The 20,252-nt window shown below is 70.1% G+C and carries 20 protein-coding genes and 1 pseudogene; 10 read left to right on the top strand and 11 right to left on the bottom strand.

The window, feature by feature from the left end:
- The first annotated feature begins 46 nt into the window (after positions 1 to 46).
- Entirely contained in the window at positions 47 to 352 is a 306-nt protein-coding gene (locus ABZV38_RS21220; RefSeq protein WP_356329129.1) for a 4a-hydroxytetrahydrobiopterin dehydratase, read from the top strand.
- 153 nt (positions 353 to 505) lie between these two features.
- On the opposite strand, the gene ABZV38_RS21215 is transcribed toward ABZV38_RS21220, so the two are convergent.
- Positions 506 to 898: a DUF5997 family protein gene (locus tag ABZV38_RS21215; protein ID WP_356329127.1), complete on the bottom strand. Its 393-nt coding sequence runs from the start codon at positions 896 to 898 to the stop codon at positions 506 to 508.
- A 58-nt stretch (positions 899 to 956) separates the two neighbouring features.
- Here ABZV38_RS21215 and ABZV38_RS21210 point away from each other — a divergent pair, with 58 nt between their 5' ends.
- The 3 genes from ABZV38_RS21210 (at position 957) to ABZV38_RS21200 (ending at position 3,591) form a co-directional block, all read left to right on the top strand.
- A complete protein-coding gene (locus ABZV38_RS21210; protein ID WP_356329126.1) occupies positions 957 to 1,721 on the top strand; it encodes a LysR family substrate-binding domain-containing protein in 765 nt (254 codons plus the stop codon).
- Between the two features lie 73 nt (positions 1,722 to 1,794).
- The gene (locus ABZV38_RS21205) at positions 1,795 to 2,538 is read left to right on the top strand and encodes a class I SAM-dependent methyltransferase (protein WP_356329124.1); all 744 of its coding nucleotides are present in this window, start codon (positions 1,795 to 1,797) and stop codon (positions 2,536 to 2,538) included.
- A 123-nt stretch (positions 2,539 to 2,661) separates the two neighbouring features.
- Complete coding sequence (locus ABZV38_RS21200) at positions 2,662 to 3,591, top strand: class I SAM-dependent methyltransferase (protein ID WP_356329123.1); 930 nt, start codon at positions 2,662 to 2,664, stop codon at positions 3,589 to 3,591.
- A gap of 13 nt (positions 3,592 to 3,604) precedes the next feature.
- Here the strand turns inward: ABZV38_RS21200 and ABZV38_RS21195 are convergent, their stop codons facing one another.
- From ABZV38_RS21195 to ABZV38_RS21180, 4 genes are all read right to left on the bottom strand, one after another.
- Entirely contained in the window at positions 3,605 to 4,078 is a 474-nt protein-coding gene (locus ABZV38_RS21195; RefSeq protein ID WP_356329122.1) for an RICIN domain-containing protein, read from the bottom strand.
- Between the two features lie 87 nt (positions 4,079 to 4,165).
- A complete protein-coding gene (locus ABZV38_RS21190) occupies positions 4,166 to 5,002 on the bottom strand; it encodes an aldo/keto reductase (protein ID WP_356329120.1) in 837 nt (278 codons plus the stop codon).
- A 108-nt stretch (positions 5,003 to 5,110) separates the two neighbouring features.
- Positions 5,111 to 6,910 (bottom strand): long-chain fatty acid--CoA ligase, encoded by a 1,800-nt coding sequence (locus tag ABZV38_RS21185; protein ID WP_356329118.1) that lies wholly within the window; start codon positions 6,908 to 6,910, stop codon positions 5,111 to 5,113.
- Between the two features lie 228 nt (positions 6,911 to 7,138).
- Positions 7,139 to 8,041, bottom strand: a complete 903-nt coding sequence (locus ABZV38_RS21180) for a LysR substrate-binding domain-containing protein (RefSeq protein ID WP_356329116.1) — start codon at positions 8,039 to 8,041, stop codon at positions 7,139 to 7,141.
- Between the two features lie 117 nt (positions 8,042 to 8,158).
- Here ABZV38_RS21180 and ABZV38_RS21175 point away from each other — a divergent pair, with 117 nt between their 5' ends.
- Positions 8,159 to 9,223 (top strand): bile acid:sodium symporter family protein, encoded by a 1,065-nt coding sequence (locus ABZV38_RS21175; protein ID WP_356329115.1) that lies wholly within the window; start codon positions 8,159 to 8,161, stop codon positions 9,221 to 9,223.
- A 163-nt stretch (positions 9,224 to 9,386) separates the two neighbouring features.
- On the opposite strand, the gene fdhD is transcribed toward ABZV38_RS21175, so the two are convergent.
- Positions 9,387 to 10,235, bottom strand: a complete 849-nt coding sequence (fdhD, locus tag ABZV38_RS21170; protein ID WP_356329113.1) for a formate dehydrogenase accessory sulfurtransferase FdhD — start codon at positions 10,233 to 10,235, stop codon at positions 9,387 to 9,389.
- A 5-nt stretch (positions 10,236 to 10,240) separates the two neighbouring features.
- A pseudogene (locus ABZV38_RS21165) lies at positions 10,241 to 10,442 on the bottom strand (Fe-S-binding domain-containing protein); the annotation flags it as partial.
- A gap of 279 nt (positions 10,443 to 10,721) precedes the next feature.
- On the opposite strand from ABZV38_RS21165, the gene ABZV38_RS21160 reads away from it, so the two are divergent.
- Both ABZV38_RS21160 and ABZV38_RS21155 read left to right on the top strand, forming a co-directional pair.
- Positions 10,722 to 11,678: a beta-ketoacyl-ACP synthase III gene (locus tag ABZV38_RS21160; protein ID WP_356329111.1), complete on the top strand. Its 957-nt coding sequence runs from the start codon at positions 10,722 to 10,724 to the stop codon at positions 11,676 to 11,678.
- 64 nt (positions 11,679 to 11,742) lie between these two features.
- Positions 11,743 to 12,420: a GntR family transcriptional regulator gene (locus ABZV38_RS21155; RefSeq protein ID WP_356329109.1), complete on the top strand. Its 678-nt coding sequence runs from the start codon at positions 11,743 to 11,745 to the stop codon at positions 12,418 to 12,420.
- Positions 12,421 to 12,600: 180 nt separating this feature from the next.
- On the opposite strand, the gene ABZV38_RS21150 is transcribed toward ABZV38_RS21155, so the two are convergent.
- From ABZV38_RS21150 to ABZV38_RS21135, 4 genes are read right to left on the bottom strand one after another with little or no spacing between them, the layout of a single operon-like run.
- Positions 12,601 to 13,281 carry a response regulator transcription factor gene (locus tag ABZV38_RS21150; protein WP_356329107.1) on the bottom strand — a complete coding sequence of 227 codons (681 nt, stop codon included), beginning with the start codon at positions 13,279 to 13,281 and terminating at the stop codon, positions 12,601 to 12,603.
- Positions 13,278 to 13,991, bottom strand: a complete 714-nt coding sequence (locus tag ABZV38_RS21145) for a sensor histidine kinase (RefSeq protein ID WP_356329105.1) — start codon at positions 13,989 to 13,991, stop codon at positions 13,278 to 13,280. Before ABZV38_RS21145 ends, ABZV38_RS21150 begins: the two co-directional genes overlap by 4 nt.
- A 55-nt stretch (positions 13,992 to 14,046) precedes the next feature.
- On the bottom strand, positions 14,047 to 14,505 hold the full coding sequence (locus ABZV38_RS21140; protein ID WP_356329103.1) for a hypothetical protein: 459 nt from the start codon (positions 14,503 to 14,505) through the stop codon (positions 14,047 to 14,049).
- Between the two features lie 26 nt (positions 14,506 to 14,531).
- Positions 14,532 to 15,662 carry an MMPL family transporter gene (locus tag ABZV38_RS21135; RefSeq protein ID WP_356329102.1) on the bottom strand — a complete coding sequence of 377 codons (1,131 nt, stop codon included), beginning with the start codon at positions 15,660 to 15,662 and terminating at the stop codon, positions 14,532 to 14,534.
- Positions 15,663 to 16,295: 633 nt separating this feature from the next.
- Here ABZV38_RS21135 and ABZV38_RS21130 point away from each other — a divergent pair.
- The 3 genes from ABZV38_RS21130 to ABZV38_RS21120 all read left to right on the top strand — a co-directional run bounded on the left by ABZV38_RS21130 (position 16,296) and on the right by ABZV38_RS21120 (position 20,205).
- Positions 16,296 to 17,477, top strand: coding sequence for an ROK family transcriptional regulator (locus tag ABZV38_RS21130; RefSeq protein WP_356329100.1), 1,182 nt, complete (start codon positions 16,296 to 16,298; stop codon positions 17,475 to 17,477).
- Positions 17,478 to 17,623: 146 nt separating this feature from the next.
- Complete coding sequence (locus ABZV38_RS21125) at positions 17,624 to 19,159, top strand: sugar ABC transporter ATP-binding protein (RefSeq protein ID WP_356329098.1); 1,536 nt, start codon at positions 17,624 to 17,626, stop codon at positions 19,157 to 19,159.
- On the top strand, positions 19,156 to 20,205 hold the full coding sequence (locus ABZV38_RS21120; protein ID WP_356329096.1) for an ABC transporter permease: 1,050 nt from the start codon (positions 19,156 to 19,158) through the stop codon (positions 20,203 to 20,205). The genes ABZV38_RS21125 and ABZV38_RS21120 overlap by 4 nt, the downstream gene beginning before the upstream one ends.
- The last annotated feature ends 47 nt before the right edge of the window (positions 20,206 to 20,252 follow it).

Below are 20,252 nucleotides of genomic sequence, written 5' to 3'. Positions count from 1 at the left end.
CACCGCCACCGCCCATCAGCAACCGACCTCGTGAGGGAGCCGCCCCGTGCCCACCGCACCGCTGTCGCAGAAAGAGATCGAGGACCGGCTGAGCGAGCTGCCCGGATGGGCGCTGGAGGGTGACCGGATCACCCGCACGTACCGGCTCGCCTCGCACTTCGCCGCCGCCGCAATGACCATTCATGTCGCCCAGATCCAGGACGAGCTGAACCACCACTCCGATCTGACGCTCGGCTACAACACCGTTGCCCTGGCGGTGCACACGCACGATGCGGGCGGCGTGGTCACCGAGAAGGATCTGACCCTGGCGGCGCGGGTCGAGGCGGTCGCCACGGGACACGGCGCGCACTGACGGAATGCGGGTACCGCCAGTGCCGGAACGGGGGCGCCGGGCAGGACCCGACGGCGCGCCGGCACTGTGTGGTGACCGGGCGGAGACGGTTCGGTCCGCCGCTGTCGACGGACTCAGGGCCGTCGGGGGGAGGGAGAGCGGTCAGGAGCGCGGTCAGCGAGCCTGGTCGCCCTTCTCCGCGTTCTTCTCCTTGATGCGGACTGCTTCCTTCCGGACCTCGGCCTGGGTGGCGCGTTCCTTCTGCAGCCACTCGGGAAGGTCCTTCTTCAGCGCCTCGATCTGTTCCGTGGTGAGGGCGTCCATGATGCCGCCCCGCGCGAGACCCGAAATGGAGATGCCGAGCTTCGCCGCGACCACCGGGCGGGGGTGCGGGCCGTTGCGCCGCAGCTCCTGCAGCCACTCGGGCGGATCGGCCTGCAGCGCGTCGAGCTCGCTGCGCGAGACGACACCCTCCTGGAACTCGGCGGGGGTGGCCTCGAGGTACACACCCAGTTTCTTCGCCGCGGTTGCGGGCTTCATGGTCTGGGTGGTCTGGTGCGACGTCATGGTGTCCAGAGTAGCGAGCATGTGCGATGCCTCCGACCACGACCGGTAACCTGGTGGGGTGACAGGCGCCGAGGTTCCCCCTTCTTTCCGGCTCGCGTACGTGCCAGGCGTGACGCCGACCAAGTGGGTGCGTATCTGGAACGAGCGACTGCCCGAGATCCGACTGACCCTCGTCGCGGTGACCGCCGCCGAGGCAGCCGACGTGTTGCGGGGCGGCGGTGCCGACGCGGGTTTCGTGCGGCTGCCGATCGACCGGACGGACCTCAGCGCGATCCCGCTGTACACCGAGACGACGGTGGTAGTGATCCCGAAGGACCACATCGCGGCAGCGCTCGACGAGGTGTCCGCCGAGGATCTGGCCGACGAGATCGTGCTGCATCCCCTCGACGACACGCTCGACTGGGAGCGTCCGCCGGGACAGCCCGCGAACGAGCGCCCCGCCACGACGGCGGACGCCATCGAACTGGTGGCGGCAGGAGTGGGGCTGCTGGTCGTCCCGCAGTCGCTGGCCCGCCTGCACCACCGCAAGGACCTCACCTACCGGCCGGTCACCGGCGCTCCCGAGTCGCGCGTCGCGCTGTCGTGGCCGGAGGACGCAACCACCGACATGGTGGAGGACTTCATCGGGATCGTCCGCGGGCGGACCGTGAACAGTTCCCGGGGCCGCACCGCCACCCCGGCCCAGCCGAAGCAGCGCAAGCGCCCCGACGCGGGCGACGCGCGACGGAAGCCCGCCGCCGGCAGGTCGGGTGGCAAGAGCCCACGGGGTGGCGCCGGCGGCCCGAAGGGCGGCAAGCAGGGCAAGCCTCGCCGTAGGTCGTAGCCCCGGCTTCGTGCATCCGCAGTCTCCCGGAAGCGCCCACCCGGGGTCCGGCCGGTGTCCTACAGTCGTCCACATGCTCGATTACGACGCCGAGGCGGCTGTCTACGACGCGACCCGCGGTGGCGTGCCCAGGGCCGAGTCCGCAGCCCGCGCCGTGCTGAGTCTGGTCCCGGAGTCCGTGCGCACGCTGGTGGACATCGGCTGCGGTACGGGGCTGGTCACGCAGCGGATCGCGGTTGCCCGGCCCGGACTGAAGGTGTTGGGCACCGATGCCTCGTACGGCATGGCGCGGATCGCCCGGGAGCGGATCGGAGCGGTGGCGCTTGCCGACGCACGGCGGTTGCCGCTGGGCGCCGCGACGGTCGACGCGGTCGGTGCGATCTGGCTGCTGCATCTGCTGCGGGGAGCGGGGGAGGTGCGGGCGGTGGTGTCCGAGGCGGCCCGGGTACTGCGGCCGGGCGGGGTGTTCATCACCACGGTCGACAAGGACGCGGCGCACGACGTGGGCAGCGACATCGACGAGGCGTTCGCCCCCTACCTGAGGCAGAAGCCGTCCGACCGCGAGGAACTGGTCGTCGCGTACGGGGCGGACGCCGGGCTGGACGTCCTGGGAGAGGCACGTTTCCTCGGCCACGGACAGGGGCGGACACCGCAGGCGGCGGCGCAAAGTGTGCGCAAGGGCGGCTTCGTCTCGCGTCTGGAGCTGCCGGGGGCGGCCGCCGATCGGCTCGCGGCGGCGCTGTCGGCCCTGCCCGACCCCGACCGGGCGCGCAGCGACCCGGAGTACCGGCTGCTGGTATTCCGCCGCCGGGGCTGATGCCGGGCCGAACATGCCCATGCCGTTGACGATCGCGTCCTCCGCGGCACCGGAGCGGCGGTGGCTTGCCGAACCGGCAACAAAGCTTTGCCGGACACCACACACAGGGCGAGTCTTGTCCGCATGACCAAGCGCGCCGATCACGGCCCTCACCACGACACCGCCCACGGTCAGCACGACCGCGCGGCGCACAGCCATCACCACGACACCACCGACTTCGACTGGGACGTCATGGGCCCGCTTCTGGAGCAGAACGCCGAGCTCAGCAGCCCGCAGTACCAGGAGGCCGCCCGTTGGATCGCCGGTCTTCCCACCGCCCCGCGGGTACGCCGGGTCCTCGACATCGGCAGTGGCCCCGGTGTGATCGCGTGCCTGCTCGCCGAGGTTTTCCCGGAAGCCGAAGTCGTCGCCGTGGACGGTACCCCGGCACTCCTGGAGCGCACCCGGTCCCGCGCCGAACGGCTCGGCCTCGGTGACCGCGTCCGTACGCTGCACGCGGAGATCCCGGACGAGCTGGCGAAGCTGGGGGAAGCGGACCTGATCTGGGCGGGCAACGCACTTCACCACATGGGCGACCAGCGCGCCGTCCTCGCCGGTTTCGCCGGGCTGCTGCGCCCCGGTGGCACCGTCGCCCTCGTCGAGGGCGGGCTGCCGCCGCGTCAGCTGCCGCGCGACATCGGGATCGGCCGGCCGGGCCTGGAGGCGAGGCTCGATGCGGTGACCGCGGACTGGTTCGAGGAGATGCGGGCGGCCCTGCCGGACGCCAAGCAGGAGATCGAGGACTGGAGCGCCCTGTTCACCGCGGTGGGGCTGGCCCCGCAGGGCACCCGCAGCTTCCTGCTCGACCTGCCCGCACCACTCTCCGACCAGGCCCGCGATCATGTCATTGCCGAATTTGCCCGGCGGCGCGACATGTTCACCGACGCGCTCACCGCCGACGACCTCGCCGTGATCGACCGGCTGCTCGACCCCGAAGACCCGGCCGGACTGCGCAATCGCCCGGACGTCTTCCTGCTGACGGCGCGCACAGTCCACCTGGCCCGACGCGCATAGGCCCCTCAGGACATCAGGACACCGGTTCCAGCTGCCACCACTGGCCGGGGGAGTCGGTGTCCTCCCACTGCTGGACGTTGGCGCCGTCCACCGTGCTGCCGTCGGCCACTTCGAGGACGAGTCCGCTGATGAAGCTGACCAGGGTCACGGTGCCCGGCGCCTCCAGGTGCTGTTCGATCAGCCATTCCTGGGCGCCGTAGTTGTTGGCCTTCCACTGCTGGACGTTGGCGCCGTTCTCCGTGGAGGCGTTGGCGACGTCCAGCCGTTTGCCGCTGTGCGCGTTGGTCAGGTGGTAAAGGGCGGCGCCCTCGTGCACCGGGGAGAGCTGCCAGTGCTGGGCGCCCGCCCCGTCCCGCTTGTCGCTGCCCTGCTGCACGTTGGCGCCGCTGCCCTTGGCGGAGCCGTACACCTCCAGCAGCAGCCCGCTGCCCACATTGCGCAGCCGGTACAGGCCCGGTTCGACGACGGGTGCGGTCTCCCCGCTCATGATGCGGTCCTCCAGGTTCGGGCATGCAGACGCCGCCCGGCGGGAAGCCGGGCGGCGGGTCTGCGTGATTCGGTGGAGCGGCGGGGCTCAGGCGCTGACGTTGAACTCGCCCGGGTTCGGGCCGAGGCGCTTGCCCTCGTCCAGCGCGGCGAACGCGGCGAGGTCGTCGGCGTCCAGCTCGAAGCCGAACACATCGATGTTCTCCGCGATCCGCGACGGCGTCACGGACTTCGGGATCACCACGTTGCCCGTCTGGAGGTGCCAGCGGAGCACTGCCTGCGCGGGCGTGCGACCGTGCTTCTGGGCGATCGCGACGACCGTCGGAACCTCCAGGAGGCCCCGGCCCGAACCCAGCGGCGACCACGCCTCGGTCGCGATGTCGTGCTGGGCGTGGAAGGCGCGCGACTCGGCCTGCTGGAGCTGCGGGTGCAGTTCGATCTGGTTGATCACGGGGACCACGGAGGTCTCACCGAGCAGCCGCTCCAGGTGCTCGGGCAGGAAGTTCGAGACACCGATGGCCTTCGCGCGGCCGTCGGCGTAGATCTTCTCGAAGGCCTTGTACGTGTCGATGTACGCGTCCTTGGCCGGCACCGGCCAGTGGATCAGGTACAGGTCGACATAGTCGAGACCCAGCTTGTCGAGCGAGGCGTCGAAGGCCCGCAGGGTGGCGTCGTAACCCTGCTCGCTGTTCCACAGCTTTGTGGTGACGAACAGTTCGTCACGGGCGACACCGGACGCGGCGACGGCCTTGCCGGTGCCCTGCTCGTTCCCGTAGATCGCGGCGGTGTCGATGCTCCGGTACCCGGACTCGATGGCTGTCCTGACCGCCGTGGCGGCCTCGTCGTCCGGCACCTGCCAGACACCGAAACCGAGCTGCGGCATCTCGACGCCATTGTTGAGGGTGATGGAGGGGACCTGGCTCACGAGCGGTCGATCCTTACGTCGTCGGTTTGGTACTCCCAGGGTCAACGATCAAGGGCCGTGATGCATTCCCGTCGGGATGTATTTCAGGATTGCGCCGCCGGGCACGCCTCAGCGGTACAGCGCGTCCACCTCGGCCGCGTACGCCGTCTCGATCGCCTTGCGCTTCAGCTTCAGCGACGGGGTCAGCATGCCGTGCTCCTCGGTGAACTGATGCGCCAGGATCCGGAACGTACGGATCGACTCGGCCTGCGACACCGCTGTATTGGCGGCCACGACCGCCCGTCGGACCTCCATCTCCAGATCCGGGTCGCGCACCAGGTCCGCCGCCCTCATCGGCGGCCGCCCCTGCATGGAGAGCCAGTGGTCCACTGACTCCTGGTCCACGGTCACCAGCGCCGCGATGTACGGCCGGTCGTTGCCGACCACGATGCACTGCGCGACCAGTGGATGCGCCCGCACCCGCTCCTCCAGACCGGCCGGTGCCACGCTCTTGCCGCCCGACGTCACCAGGATCTCCTTCTTCCGCCCGGTGATGGTCAGATAGCCGTCCTCGTCGAGCGCGCCCAGGTCGCCGGTGGCCAGCCAGCCGTCGTGTAGCACCGCGTCGGTGGCCTTCGGGTCGCTCAGATAGCCGCCGAAGACATTTGCGCCGTACACCCACACCTCGCCGTCGTCGGCGATGTGCACGGTGGTGCCGGGGATCGGCTGCCCGACCGTGCCGTACCGGGTGCGCTCCGGCGGATTGGCGGTGGCCGCAGCCGTCGACTCGGTCAGTCCGTACCCCTCGTACACCGTGATCCCGACGCCCTCGAAGAACAGGCCGAGCTGCCGCTCCATCCCGGAGCCGCCGGACATGGCGTGCCGCATCCGGCCGCCCATCGCCTCGCGGACCTTCCTGTACACGACCTTGTCGAAGAACTGGTGCTGCATCCGCAGCCCCGGCGACGGCCCGGGGCCGGTGCCGAACGCCTTGTGCTCCATCGCGTCCGCGTACTTCACCGCGATGTCGAAGGCCTTGTCGAACGGCCCGAGCTTGCCCTCCGCCTCGGCCTTGCGCCGGGCGCCGTTGAGGACCTTCTCGAAGATGTACGGCACCGCCAGGATGAATGTCGGCCGGAATGTCACCAGGTCCGGCATCAGCGCCTTCGCCGACAGCTCCGGCTGGTGGCCCAGCTTCACCCGGCCGCGGATCGCCGTGACCTCGACGATCCGGCCGAAGACATGCGCCAGCGGCAGGAAGAGGAGTGTGGCGGCCTCGTCGCCCGGCTTGGAGTGGAAGACCGACTCCCAGCGGGAGGCCATCGTGTCCGTCTCGAACATGAAGTTGGCGTGGGTGAGCACACAGCCCTTGGGCCGGCCCGTCGTTCCGGAGGTGTAGATGATGGTCGCCACGGATTCGGGCGTCACCGCCCGCCGGTGCCGGTGCACCACCTCCTCCTCGACGTGGGTGCCCGCGTCGACGAGCTCGGCCACCGCGTCGGCGTCCAGCTGCCACAGCCGCTTCAGCCCGGGCAGCCGGTCGATCACGGAGGCGACCGTCATCGCATGGTCCTCGTGCTCGACCACGATGGCGGACACATCGGCGTCGTGCAGCATCCAGAGGACCTGCTCGGCCGAGGACGTCGGATAGATCGGCACGGTCTGGACACCGACCGTCCACAGCGCGAAGTCGAAGAGTGTCCACTCGTAGCGGGTACGGGACATCAGGGCGACCCGGTCGCCGAACCGGACACCCTGGGCGATCAACCCCTTGGCGAGGGCCAGTACCTCGTCACGGAACGTCGCCGCAGTGATGTCGCGCCAATGCCCGTCCGCGTCCTTCCGGCCGAGTGCAACCCGGTACGGGTCCTCCTCCGCGTAGTCGAAGACGACATCGGCCAGACCGCCGACGTGGGGCGCGGCCGCCATGGGTGGGACCGTGAACTCGCGCAATGAACTGCTCCTTGTGGCGCTCCGCACAGCGCCGTGACGCTACCCGATCGGGCGCCGGGGCGGGAGGGCCCGGAGGCTGCGGAACGTGTGGCATCTGCACAGGTCAGCCACAGAAATCCGGCCAGATGGGCAAGGCTCGGGCGTACATCTGACGGATGAGTAAGTAGCTCGCGCCGGAATCTCCACCGAATCTGTACGCCTCGGTCACGCGCCTTCGCGGCCGCTGATCGCGTTGATCCCGCCGACGGAGCGGATCAGCCGGTCGCCCCCCGCCAGGATCGCCGCCGCGAGCGCGTCCGCAGCCTCCTGCGCCGCGTCCCGGCGGCGGCCGTGCAGCAGCACGAAGTCCACGTCGCCGAGCTCCGGCAGGCCGGCCCTGGCCGGCACCGGGGTCAGTCCCGGCGGGATCAGGCCGCGGGTGTGCGCCATCACGCCCAGCCCGGCATGGGCCGCCGCGATCAGTCCGCTCAGGCTCGTACTCGTACAGGCGACCCGCCAGGACCGGCCGTGCTCCTCCAGCACCTCCAGGGCGCGGGCCCGGGTGATGCCCGGCGGCGGGAAGAGGACCAGCGGAACCGGGCGGTCCGGATCGACCCGCACGTTTGGTGCGCCGATCCAGGTCAGCGCGTCCTGCCAGACCAGCTCACCGTGCGTGTCGCCGGCCCGCCGCTTGGCGAGGACCAGATCGAGCCGGCCCGCCGCCAGCTGCCGGTGCAGCGTGCCGGACAGCTCCACGGTCAGTTCCAGCTCGACCTCCGGGTGATCGCGGCGGAACGACTCCAGGATCTCCGGCAGCCGGGTCAGCACGAAGTCCTCCGAGGCCCCGAACCGCAGCCGGCCGCGCAGCCGGGTCCCGGTGAAGAACGCCGCGGCCCGCTCATGGGCCTGCAGGATCGTCCGGGCGAAGCCGAGCATCGCCTCACCGTCCGCGGTGAGATCGACCCGGTGCGTGTCCCGGGTGAACAGCTGGCGTCCCGTCGCGTCCTCCAGCCGCCGCACATGCTGGCTCACCGTGGACTGCCGCACGCCCAGTCGGCGGGCGGCCTGAGTGAAACTCAGCGTCTGGGCGACGGCGAGAAAGGTACGGAGCTGTGCAGGGTCGTACATAGTGCTCAGGCTATCGCGAAACATGATGACAGTGAGAGCAGTATGCGGGATTCCCGATTGCGGTGATCAAGAGCAAAATGGAGAGGGCACAACCTGAACGAGAGACACGTGGAGCACATGAGCCGCCGCACCCTGAAGCTGCCGTCCTGGCTGCCGATCGACCCGTACATCCTGGCGCTGATCGGCACCGTCGCGCTTGCGGCGCTGCTGCCGGCATCGGGGGCCGCCGCTGACGTGGCGGGCGGCGCATCGACCGGTGCGGTCGCTCTTCTCTTCTTCCTGTACGGCGCTCGCCTCTCGACCGCCGAGGCGCTCGACGGACTCAAGCACTGGCGGCTCCATCTCACCGTTCTGATCTGCACATTCGTGGCGTTCCCGCTGCTGGGCCTGGCCGGCGAGGGCCTGGTTCCGTACGTCCTGACGCCCCAGCTCTACAGCGGCTTCCTCTTCCTCTGCCTCGTCCCGTCGACCATCCAGTCGTCGATCGCCTTCACCTCGATCGCCCGCGGCAACGTGCCGGCGGCGATCTGCGCGGGTTCCTTCTCCTCGCTCGCCGGGATCTTCCTCACCCCGCTGCTCGCCGCCGCGCTGCTCGGCAGCAGTGGTGGCGGCTTCTCGGCGGACGCACTGCTGAAGATCGGGGTCCAGCTGCTCCTGCCGTTCGTCGCCGGGCAGCTGCTGCGCCGCTGGATCGGCGGGTTCATCACCCGTCACAAGAAGGTGCTCGGCTATGTCGACCGGGGCTCGATCCTGCTGGTCGTCTACGCCGCGTTCAGCGAGGGCATGGTCGCCGGCATCTGGCACCAGGTCACCCCGGCCCGGCTCGGTGCGCTGCTCGCCGCCGAGGCGGTGCTGCTCGCGCTGATGCTCACTTTGACCTGGCACGGGGCGAAGCGGCTCGGCTTCGACCGGGGGGACCGGATCGCCATCCAGTTCGCCGGTTCGAAGAAGAGCCTGGCCTCGGGCCTGCCGATGGCGAGCGTGCTCTTCGGGGCGCACGCGAGCCTGGCCGTCCTGCCGCTGATGCTCTTCCACCAGATGCAGCTGATGGTGTGCGCGGTGATCGCGAAGCGTCGCTCGCACGAACCGCTCGACTCGCAGGCTCCGCAGGAGGGACGCTGGGAGCGGGCCTGGACTCCGGCGAGCGGTGCAGCGGCGGAAGAACCGGTCGCGGTGGGCTGACCGGCTCGCCTGTGGCGTGAGCCACGGACAGCCGGCGTGGGCCGACGGCCCATTCCGCCGCCCCCGAAAGGACCGGCGGTGAACCTCACGGGGGCGGGACCGGCCGGCGCAGGGGGCGCTCCCCGCCGGCCGGATCCCTGACCCGTGTTGCGGGCCGGGCGGCTCAGCCCTGGCCGACCGTCGCCTCCAGGGCGATGCGGTGGTCACCCGCGTACACGTTCATGGACGGACCCCGCAGAAAGCCGACCAGGGTCAGTCCGGTCTCGGCCGCCAGATCGACGGCGAGCGACGACGGCGCCGAGACCGCGGCGAGCACCGGGATCCCGGCCATCACCGCCTTCTGGGCCAGCTCGAACGAGGCCCGCCCCGACACCAGCAGAATCGCCCGGGACAGCGGCAGCCGGTGGTCGGTCAGGGCGCGGCCGACGAGCTTGTCGACCGCGTTGTGCCGGCCGACGTCCTCCCGGATGTCGAGGAGTTCGCCCGTCTCGGAGAACAGCGCCGCAGCGTGCAGACCCCCGGTCCGGTCGAAGACCCGCTGCGACTCGCGCAACCGGTCGGGGAGGGCCGAGAGCAATGCGGGCTCGACCCGGACCGGGGGAGTGTCGGCGATCGGGTGCCGGGTCGTGGTGCGGACCGCGTCGAGGCTCGCCTTGCCGCACAGCCCGCAGGACGACGTCGTGTAGACGTTGCGCTCCAGAGTGATGTCGGGGACCTCTACGCCGGGCGCGAGCTTCACATCCACCACGTTGTAGGTGTTCACGCCGTCCGCCGTCGCCCCCGCGCAGTACACGATCGACTGCACCTCGGAGCCGTCACCGATCACGCCCTCGCTGACGAGGAAGCCCGCCGCCAGAGCGAAGTCGTCGCCCGGCGTACGCATCGTGATCGCCAGCGGCCGGCCGTTCAGCCGGATCTCCAGCGGCTCCTCGGCGACAAGTGTGTCGGGGCGGGTGGAGACCACCCCGTCCCGGATGCGGATGGTGCGGCGGCGCTCGGTGACCCGTCCCATGGCGGTTAAACCCGATTCTGTGCGTGTTGGAAGCCGAAACGGCCCTTGATGCAGAGGTTGCCGTGGGTCACTGGGGTTGTCGTGCGGCGAGGTGACCTTGACGATCTCATTGTCCTGCACATGGAGTGTGACGTTGCATCCCACGCCGCAGTAGGCGCAGACAGTCGTGGTCTCTGTCTGGCACGGCTCGTCCCAGGTCCCGGCGGCCACTGCAGACCCTGGTGCTCCTCCAGCCGGTCGTACGAAGTGGTGCAGCTCGTTGCGACTTTCACGGGGGCTCTCCGTTCGGTAAGGCACCGAGCGAGGGGACAGGAGACGATGTCAAGTCGACAGAATATTGTCTACAGTATGTGTTCAGGGGGGTCAAGGGTGTCGTCAAGCCTCCAAGCCTCGGCCGGTAATCCTGTGGGATCACGTGCCCCCGTACCGGGCGGTAGCCACCAAGACTGGATAGTTCCTGCCATACGTAGCGAGGGGAACCTCTACATGACCGGCTCACGTGTCGTGGCGCTCGGCCACTATCAGCCCGCCAAGGTGCTCACCAACGACGACCTGGCGGCCATGGTCGACACCAGCGACGAGTGGATCACCAGTCGCGTCGGGATCAAGACCCGCCATGTGGGAGGCCCTGACGAGCCGGTGGACGAGATGGCCGCGCACGCGGCGGCCAAGGCGCTCGCCACGGCCGGTCTGCTCCCCACCGACATCGATCTGGTCCTCGTCGCGACCTCCACCGCCATGGACCGTTCGCCGAGCATGTCGGCGCGGGTCGCATCCCGCCTCGGTATGGGTTCGCCGGCCGTGATGGACATCAATGTGGTCTGCTCCGGCTTCACCCATGCCCTCGCCACCGCGGATCACGCCATCCGGGCGGGCGCCGCGACCCGTGCGCTCGTGATCGGTGCCGACAAGATGGCCGACATCGCCGACTGGACCGACCGTTCCACCTGCGTCCTGCTCGGCGACGGTGCGGGCGCCGCGGTCGTGGTCGCGGACCCGCGGGGCGATGCGGACGGCGCGGTCGGGATCGGCCCCGTGCTGTGGGGTTCGGTGCCGGAGATGGGACGTGCGGTGCGGATCGAGGGGACACCGCCGCGCTTCGCCCAGGAAGGGCAGTCCGTCTATCGCTGGGCCACCACGCAGCTGCCGCCCATCGCGCGCAAAGTGTGCGAAAGGGCCGGAGTCGCCCCCGAGGATCTCGCTGCGGTGGTACTGCATCAGGCCAATTTGCGGATCATCGAACCGGTCGCCCGGAAGATCGGTGCGGTCAATGCGGTCATCGCCCGGGATGTGGTGGATTCGGGCAATACGTCCGCCGCTTCCATCCCGATGGCGTTGTCGAAACTGATCGAACGGGGCGAGGTCGAGAGCGGCGCCCCGGCGCTGCTTTTCGGGTTCGGCGGGAATCTCTCGTACGCGGGTCAGGTGATCCGCTGTCCCTGAGCCCCATTGCGCTCGGTAGACTGTAGACGATAAGCAATTGCTCGTCGCCCGGAGGGGGACTGCGATGTTGTCCACAGGACTGCCACAAGGGGCTGTGCCGAAGCTGGAACGGCCCGGTCCGCTGCGCGAGCGTGTCTATGAGGCGCTGCTCGAACTGATCACCACGCGTGCGCTCCTCCCCGGCCAGCATCTGGTCGAGAGCGAGCTCGCGGGACACCTCGGCGTGTCCCGGCAGCCGGTACGCGAGGCGTTGCAGCGGTTGAACACCGAGGGCTGGGTCGATCTGCGGCCCGCGCAAGGCGCGTTCGTCCATGAACCCACCGAGGAGGAAGCGGACCAGCTGCTGTCGGTCCGTACGCTCCTGGAGGCCGAGGCCGCCCGGCTGGCCGCGGCCAACTCGGGCACGGCCGGCATCGCCGCGCTCGAAGCGCTCTGCGTCAAGGGCGAGCAGGCCGTCGCCGACGACGATGTGGATCTCGCTGTGGCCACCAATGCCGAGTTCCACGCCAAGGTCATGGAGCTGGCGGGCAATGTCGTCCTCGCCGAACTCGCCGGGCAGGTCGACCGCAGGGTCCGCTGGTACTACACGCCGGTGGCACGCCAGCGCGGCACCCAGTCCTGGATCGAGCACCGCGCACTGATCGCGGCGATCTCCTCGCGGGACGAACAGCGGGCCACGGAGATCATGCGGGCGCACACGGAACACACGCGCAAGACGTACCACCAGCGCGAAGAGGGCTAGCGCGCGGCGAGCCGGACCGTTCGCACGGTTCGTCAAGGTGCGGACGGATCGCGGTCGCAACGGGTCGTAGTCGTAACGGGGTCGTAAGGGAAGGGTCGGGGCTCCGAGCCCCGGCCCCCTTCTGCTTTCCGCTTTCCGCACCGGATCGCCGCCCTGCCCGTGGACCCGGCCCGTCGGCGTTCAGTGCGGTGGCGGCGTGGGCTGTACGAGGCCGGACTGGTAGGCGATGACGACCAGTTGGGCGCGGTCCCGCGCGTGGAGCTTGGCCATGGCGCGCTGGACGTGGGTGCGTACGGTCAGCGGGCTGAGGACGAGCATGCCGGCGATCTCGGCGTTGGACTTCCCCTCGGCGGCCAGGGCCATCACCTCGCGCTCGCGGGCGGTGAGCACGGCGAGGCGTTCGGGCGGCACCAGGTGGCTGCCGGGTTCGGGTGTGGCGAGGAAGCGGGTGATGAGGGAGCGCGTGGCCAGCGGGGAGAGCAGGGAGTCACCGGAGGTCACGGTGCGGATGCCGGCGAGGAGTCCGTCCGCGTCCACGTCCTTACCGAGAAAGCCGCTCGCGCCGGCGCGGAGTGCCCGGGCGACGTACTCGTCGGTTTCGAACGTGGTGAGGATGAGGACGCGAGTGCCGGACAGGTCCGGATCGGCGCAGAGCGCGGTGGTCGCGGCCAGGCCGTCGATGCCGGGCATGCGGATGTCCATGAGGACGAGGTCGGGACGGTGGGTGCGGGTGAGCTCGACCGCTTCCCGGCCGTCGGCGGCTTCGGCGACCACGTCCATGTCGTCACAGGAGTCGATCAGCATGCGGAAGGTCGCCCGGAGGAGGGCTTGGTCGTCGGCGAGCAGGACGCGGATGGTCATGCGATGAAGCCCTCTTCCGGGTTCCGGGGGTGCAGTGGCAGTTGGGCGGTGACGTGGAAGCCGCCTTCGGGCCGGTGGCCGGCGTGCAGGTGACCGCCGACGGAATGGGCGCGTTCACGCATGCCGATGAGACCGAATCCGCCGCTCCGGGCCGTAGTGGTTCGGGCTGTGGCCTCTCCTTCGTCGGTGATCGTGACGGTCAGCCTGTCGCGGGTGTAGTCGAGTTGTACGTGCGCTGCGTTCGCGCCGGCGTGTTTGGTGACGTTGGTGAGTGCTTCCTGCACGATCCGGAACGCCGTCAGGTCCACTGCCGGTGAGAGCCGCTGTTCCTTGCCCTCGGTGGTGACGGTGACGGTGACGGTGAGCCCGGCGGATGCGAACGAGTCGGTGAGATCGGTGAGCTGCGCGAGCCCGGGGGCCGGTGCCAGTGCGTCGGTGTCGTCCGCCTGGCGCAGGAGGCCGACGGTGGCCTTGAGTTCGCGCAGCGCCGATGAGGTGGTGCCGACGAGGTCGGCAAGGATCGTCTGCGCCTGATCGGGGTGGATACGCGCCAGGTGCGCGGCCGTACCTGCCTGGGCGTGGGCCAGAGTCAAGTGGTGGGCGACGACATCGTGCAGTTCGCGGGCAATGCGCATGCGCTCGGCGTGTGCGGCACGGGTCTGTACGACCTCCAGATAGGCGCGCCGCAGCTGGACGGCACTGCCGAGCACCGCCGACAGCAGAATCCAGGCGGTGGGGTTGACCGTCCTGAGGATGAGCGGCTGGTCACGTCGTCGCCGTCAGCAGCGCGGCGACGGTGAGCGTGTAGGTGCGGGTGGTCGTCCGGTCGGCGCCGACGGCCAGCCGATAGAGCGCCACCATGACCGGTCCGAGCAGCAGGGGGGTGAGCAGGAATCCCGGCACGCCCGTGGCCACGGCGCAGGCCGCGGTCACCGCGACGACGGTGCGGGGGTGGCTGCGGTGCCACAGCAGGGCTGTGCAGCCGACGGCCGAGAACAGCACGGCGATCCACCACTCTGCCCGGATCGCGGGCTCCATGCCGCTGATCACGCTTCCCGGGACGGAGACGACGAACAGCAGCAGGGCCACAGCCGCGTCGACGCGGCGGGGATGGTCCTCTGCATATCGCTGCCAGCTGGTCATCATCGAATTCTCCGGTCCGGTAGATCCATGGTGGGCGACGTGGGCGCCGAGCAGCCAACGAGGGCCGCCCGTGTTCTCCACGGGCGGCCCTGGGGCGGGTACGGCGGTCAGACGCGAACCGACTCCAGGTCGGCCGCCTCGGTCCGCGCCGGGGCGGCGGACCGTCGGCTGAGAGCCTCCCCTTCCACGTCGACGCGGGGCAGCAGCTTGTCCAGCGGGCGCGGCAGCCACCATGCCGCCTTGCCGAGCAGGGCGAGCACGGCGGGGACGAACGCCATGCGGACGACGAACGCGTCGAACAGGACGGCTGTGGCCAGACCGAACCCGATCGTCTTGATCATGGATTCGCCGGCGCCGATGAACCCCGAGAAGACAGCCATCATGATGAGCGCGGCCGCCACCACGACGCGGGCGCTGTACCTAAAGCCGGTGACGACCGCCTCCTGGGGTGCGTGTCCCTTGGCCCGCTCCTCCCGGTAGCGGGAGACGATGAACACGGCGTAGTCGATGCCGCACGCGAGGCCGAGCATCGTGGCCAGGGTGCCGGTCGTCGCGGACAGACCCAGGGCACTGCCCAGGGCGAGAATCGACGCCATGCTGACGCCGACGCCGATGATCGCGGTCAGCAGCGGCAGCCCCGCGGCAGCCAGTGAACCGAAGGTCATCAGCAACACCACGGCAGCGATGGCGATGCCAATCCCCTCGGCCCCGCCACCCGCCGCCGGCTGGGTCGCCAGTGCGGTTCCGCCGACCTCGACGGACAGGCCCGCGTCCCGGGCCTCCTGTATGGCGTCCTCCAGCGTCTGCTTGCTCGCGTCGGTGAGATCGTCGGCCTTCACCTTGTAGGTGACGGTCGCGTACGCCGTGGAGGCGTCCTTGCTCACCGACTGCGCCTGGAAGGGGCTCACCGCACCGGCGACCTGAGTCCCGTCGGCCGCCTCGTCCACGGTCTTCTCGATGGCCGACCGGTTCCCGGCCGCGGTGACCTTCTGTCCATCGGGAGCGACGAAGACGATCCGGGCGCTCGCCCCGTCGGCCATCGACCCGGGGAAGCGCTGCTCCATCAGGTCGAATGCCTTCTGGGACTCGATGCCCGGCATGGAGGACCCCTCATCGGGGGCGGCGGGAGCTGTGACAGCGCTGAAGCCGACAGCGCCCAGCACCGCCGCCCACAGCAGGGCGACGTACCAGCGCCGCCGGAAGGCCAGACGGCCCAGTCGATAGAGAAAAGCAGCCACGGGCAGGGGTCTCCACATCTGAATCTCGGGTACCTCCCCAGGTTCTCCGGGCATGGCCCGTCCCGTCGTCGTGCGCCTGCCGACACTCCCGCTACTGAAAACGCAGTACATGTACTCCGGCACGTCCCCCACGGGCATGACAGGGCACTGCTCCTGCCACCCGCCGGTGCCCTCCTCCGGGGTACATCGATGGGCACGCGCCGCCGCACCGTCCTGCCGACCCGCCAGTTCCGGCTGCCCACCTGCGTCAACGGGCACCACGACGGGATGCTGATCGGGACCGCCGCCGGGCTGCTCGACGGCGACAGCCCCGAGGAGGCCATCCGCAGGGAAGCGGCCGAGGGGACCGGGCACCTCGTCGGCGCCCCCGAGCGAGTTCGACGTGTACATGAGCCCCGGCTCGGTCACCGAACCGCTGACTTCCCCGCCCCGCCCCGCCGCACCGCGGCGCGGGCGACGAAGGCGTCCGCGCCGACGGCCGGCTCGCGAGCCGGCCAACGGCTTTGTCCTCGGTGTGGAGAAAGTTGGAGTGGATTCCTGCGCAACTTCTTCCCACTCCCGGCAACCGCTGCTACGTTCCCCTCGAAAGCCCGACGGATAAGCCGATGTGGCGGGGAGGGGCGCGTGAGACGTATGACGGCACGACCCGCAAATGCGCATCAGGCGCGACTGCTCCGGCTGTTGCGCGACGGCGGGCCCAACTCACGGGCACAGCTGGGGGATCAGATCGATCTCTCCCGCTCCAAGCTCGCCGTCGAGGTGGACCGGCTGCTGGAGACCGGACTTGTCGTGGCCGACGGACTCGCCGCCTCCCGCGGCGGGCGTCGCTCGCACAACATCCGGCTCGCTCCCGCACTGCGCTTTCTCGGCGTCGACATCGGCGCCACATCGATCGATGTGGCGGTCACCAACGCGGAGCTGGAGGTCCTGGGTCATCTCAACCACCCCATGGACGTACGCGAAGGACCCGTCGCCGTCTTCGAGCAGGTGCTGTCCATGGCGGCAAAGCTCCGGGCCTCCGGGCTCGCGGAAGGCTTCGACGGCGCGGGCATCGGCGTACCCGGACCGGTCCGTTTCCCCGAAGGCGTTCCGGTCGCACCCCCGATCATGCCCGGCTGGGACGGCTTCCCGGTCCGCGAGGCGCTCAGCCAGGAACTGGGCTGCCCCGTAATGGTCGACAACGATGTGAACCTGATGGCGATGGGGGAGCAGCACGCGGGCGTCGCGCGCTCCGTGGGCGACTTCCTCTGCATCAAGATCGGTACCGGCATCGGCTGCGGCATCGTCGTCGGCGGCGACGTCTACCGCGGTACGACGGGCAGCGCGGGCGACATCGGCCATATCCAGGTCGAACCCGACGGGCGCGCCTGCGCCTGCGGCAACCGGGGCTGCCTGGAGGCCCACTTCAGCGGCGCGGCGCTGGCTCACGACGCCGAGGACGCGGCGCGCGCGGGACAGTCGCAGGAGCTCGCGGCCCGGCTGGAAGCGGCCGGCAGGCTCACCGCCGTCGATGTGGCGGCCGCCGCGGCCGCCGGTGACGCGACCTCGCTCGACCTGATTCGCGAGGGCGGCAACCGGGTCGGCCAGGTCATCGCCGGACTCGTCAGTTTCTTCAACCCCGGACTGGTGGTGATCGGGGGCGGAGTGACCGGCCTCGGCCACACACTCCTCGCCAGTGTCCGGACCCAGGTCTACCGGCAGTCCCTGCCGCTGGCCACCGGCAATCTCCCCATCGTGCTGGGCGAGTTGGGACCGGCCGCCGGAGTCATCGGCGCCGCCCGGCTCATCAGCGACCACCTGTTCTCACCGGCCTGATCCTCGGCCGGCAGTACGGCACCAGCGATACATCGGCAACTGAGCACCACCCGCACCTGGCACAGCCCTGCCCGCTCACCGGCCCTTCCCCGAGCTCTTGGCTTCGCTCGAGCAGGGGAGACCCCATTTCGCCGAGGGGATTTGTCATGGCATCAGAACCACCCCTGCTCACCATGTCCGGCATCACCAAGTCGTTCCCCGGTGTGCGCGCTCTCGACGGCGTGGACCTGGAGGTCCAGGCAGGCGAGGTCCACTGTCTCCTCGGACAGAACGGCGCCGGCAAGTCCACTCTCATCAAGGTGCTCGCCGGAGCCCACCAGCCCGACGACGGCGAGATCGCCTGGCGTGGCGCACCCGTCGCGCTGAAGTCACCGATCGCCGCCATGCGCCTGGGCATCGCCACGATCTACCAGGAACTCGACCTGGTCGAGGGTCTCTCGGTCGCCGAGAACATCTTCCTCGGCCATGAACCCACCACCGCCCGCTTCGTCGTCCGCACCCGCGAGGGCCGGACGGCCGCCGCCGCACTGCTGAAGCGCCTCGGCCACCCCGAGATCGATCCCGCCCGCCCGGTCGGCGCGCTCTCAGCGGCCCAGCAGCAGATCGTCTCCATGGCGCGGGCACTCTCCCACGACGTGCGGCTCATCGTGATGGACGAGCCCTCCGCCGCCCTCGACCCCGACGAGGTCGACAACCTCTTCCGGATCGTGGCCTCACTCACCGCCGATGGCGTCGCCGTCGTCTACATCTCCCACCGGCTGGAGGAGATCCGCCGGATCGGCGACCGGGTGACCGTGCTGAAGGACGGACGGGCCGTCGCGGTCGGTCTGCCCGCCAAGTCCACCCCGACACGGGACATCGTTGCCATGATGACCGGCCGCAACGTCGAGTACGTCTTCCCGCAGCGCCCCGCGGTCTCGGCAGAGGTCGCGGAGACCGGTCGGCGGGAACCCGTACTCACCGTCGAAGGACTCGCCAGGGAAGGGGAGTTCGCACCGCTCGACCTCGCGCTGCGGCCCGGCGAGATCGTCGGCCTCGCCGGCCTGGTCGGCTCCGGGCGCTCCGAGATCCTGGAGACGATCTACGGTGCCCGCAGGCCGAGCGCGGGCCGGGTACTCGTCGGAGGGCGGCCGGTGCGCCCCGGCAGCGTCCGCTCCGCCGTCGCCGCAGGCATCGGGCTCGCCCCCGAGGAGCGCAAGGCACAGGCCCTGCTGATGCTCGAATCCGTCACCCGCAATGTCTCCGTCTCCTCCATGTCCCGCTTCTCCAGGGCAGGCTGGCTCGACCGGGGGGCCGAGCGCCGGGCGGCCCGCACCGCCACCCGCGAACTGTCGCTGCGCCCCGACAACCCGGACACCCCCGTCCGTACTCTCTCCGGCGGCAACCAGCAGAAGGCCGTCCTGGCCCGCTGGCTGCTGCGCGGCTGCCGGGTGCTGCTGCTCGACGAACCGACCCGCGGTGTCGACGTCGGCGCCCGCGCCGAGCTCTACGCCGTGATCCGACGGCTGGCCGACGAAGGCCTCGCCGTCCTGCTGGTCTCCAGCGAAGTGCCCGAAGTTCTGGGCCTCGCCGACCGGGTGCTGGTGCTCTGCGAGGGCCGCGTCGTGCATACGGCGGACGCCCGGGAGCTCGACGAGCACCGTGTACTCGACCTCGTGATGGAAGGGAGCCCGACGTCATGACACAGCCCGTCTCCTCGGCGCAGCACGGTGGGCCGGACAAGGCGGCCCCGGCCGCCCCCGCCTCGGTGCCGCCCTCGAAGGGCGGCGGACTGCGCGCTCTCGGGGGGCGCGCGGACGTCCGTAACCTGTCGCTGCTCGGCGTCCTCGCCGTACTGATCGCCGTCGGCGGGTTCACCGAGCCCGACGCCTTCCTGGACACCGGGAACCTGCAGCTGATCCTGACCCAGTCGTCCGTCATCGGCGTCGTCACCGTCGGTATGACGTTCGTCATCACCAGCGGCGGCATCGATCTGTCGGTCGGTGCGATGGTCGCGCTCGCCTCGGTCTGGGCGACCACGCTCGCCACCCAGGAGTACGGCTTCGCGGGCATCCTCTTCACCGCCGTGCTCGTCGGACTCGGCGCCGGACTCGTCAACGGGCTGTTGATCGCGTACGGGAGGATGGTGCCGTTCATCGCGACGCTGGCCATGCTCGCCTCGGCCCGCGGTCTCGCCCTGCTGATCACCGACGGCAAGACGCAGATCGTCACCGTGCAGTCGGTCCTGGACCTGGGGCTGCCCGACTCGTACATCCTCGGCATCCCGCCCCTGGTGATGGTCTTCGCCGCGGCCACCGTCATCGGCTGGCTGGTGCTGAACCGCACGACGTTCGGGCGCCGCACGGTCGCGGTCGGCGGCAACGCGGAAGCGGCCCGGCTCGCCGGAATCGACGTAACCAGGCAGCGGCTCTATCTGTACCTGCTCTCCGGGCTGTGCTGCGGCATCGCCGCCTTCATGCTGATCATCCTGTCCGGCTCGGGACAGAACACCAACGGCAACCTGTACGAGCTCGACGCCATCGCCGCCGCGATCATCGGCGGCACTCTGCTCAGCGGCGGACGCGGCACGATCGTCGGATCCGTCCTCGGCGTCCTCGTCTTCACCACCATCACCAATATCTTCGCTCTCAACAATCTGCAGAGCGATGTCCAGCAGATCGCCAAGGGCGCGATCATCGTCGCCGCCGTCCTGGTCCAGGGCCGAACCTCGGCCCACGGGGAGACCTGAGCCCCCGAGCTCTCCCCACCTCACCCCATCCCGCCCCACCCACAGTT

It is taken from the genome of Streptomyces sp. NPDC005181 (assembly GCF_040608395.1).
Taxonomy (GTDB): domain Bacteria; phylum Actinomycetota; class Actinomycetes; order Streptomycetales; family Streptomycetaceae; genus Streptomyces.
Note: the sequence above shows the minus strand (reverse complement) of the source record. Positions and strands in the feature narration are given on the sequence as shown.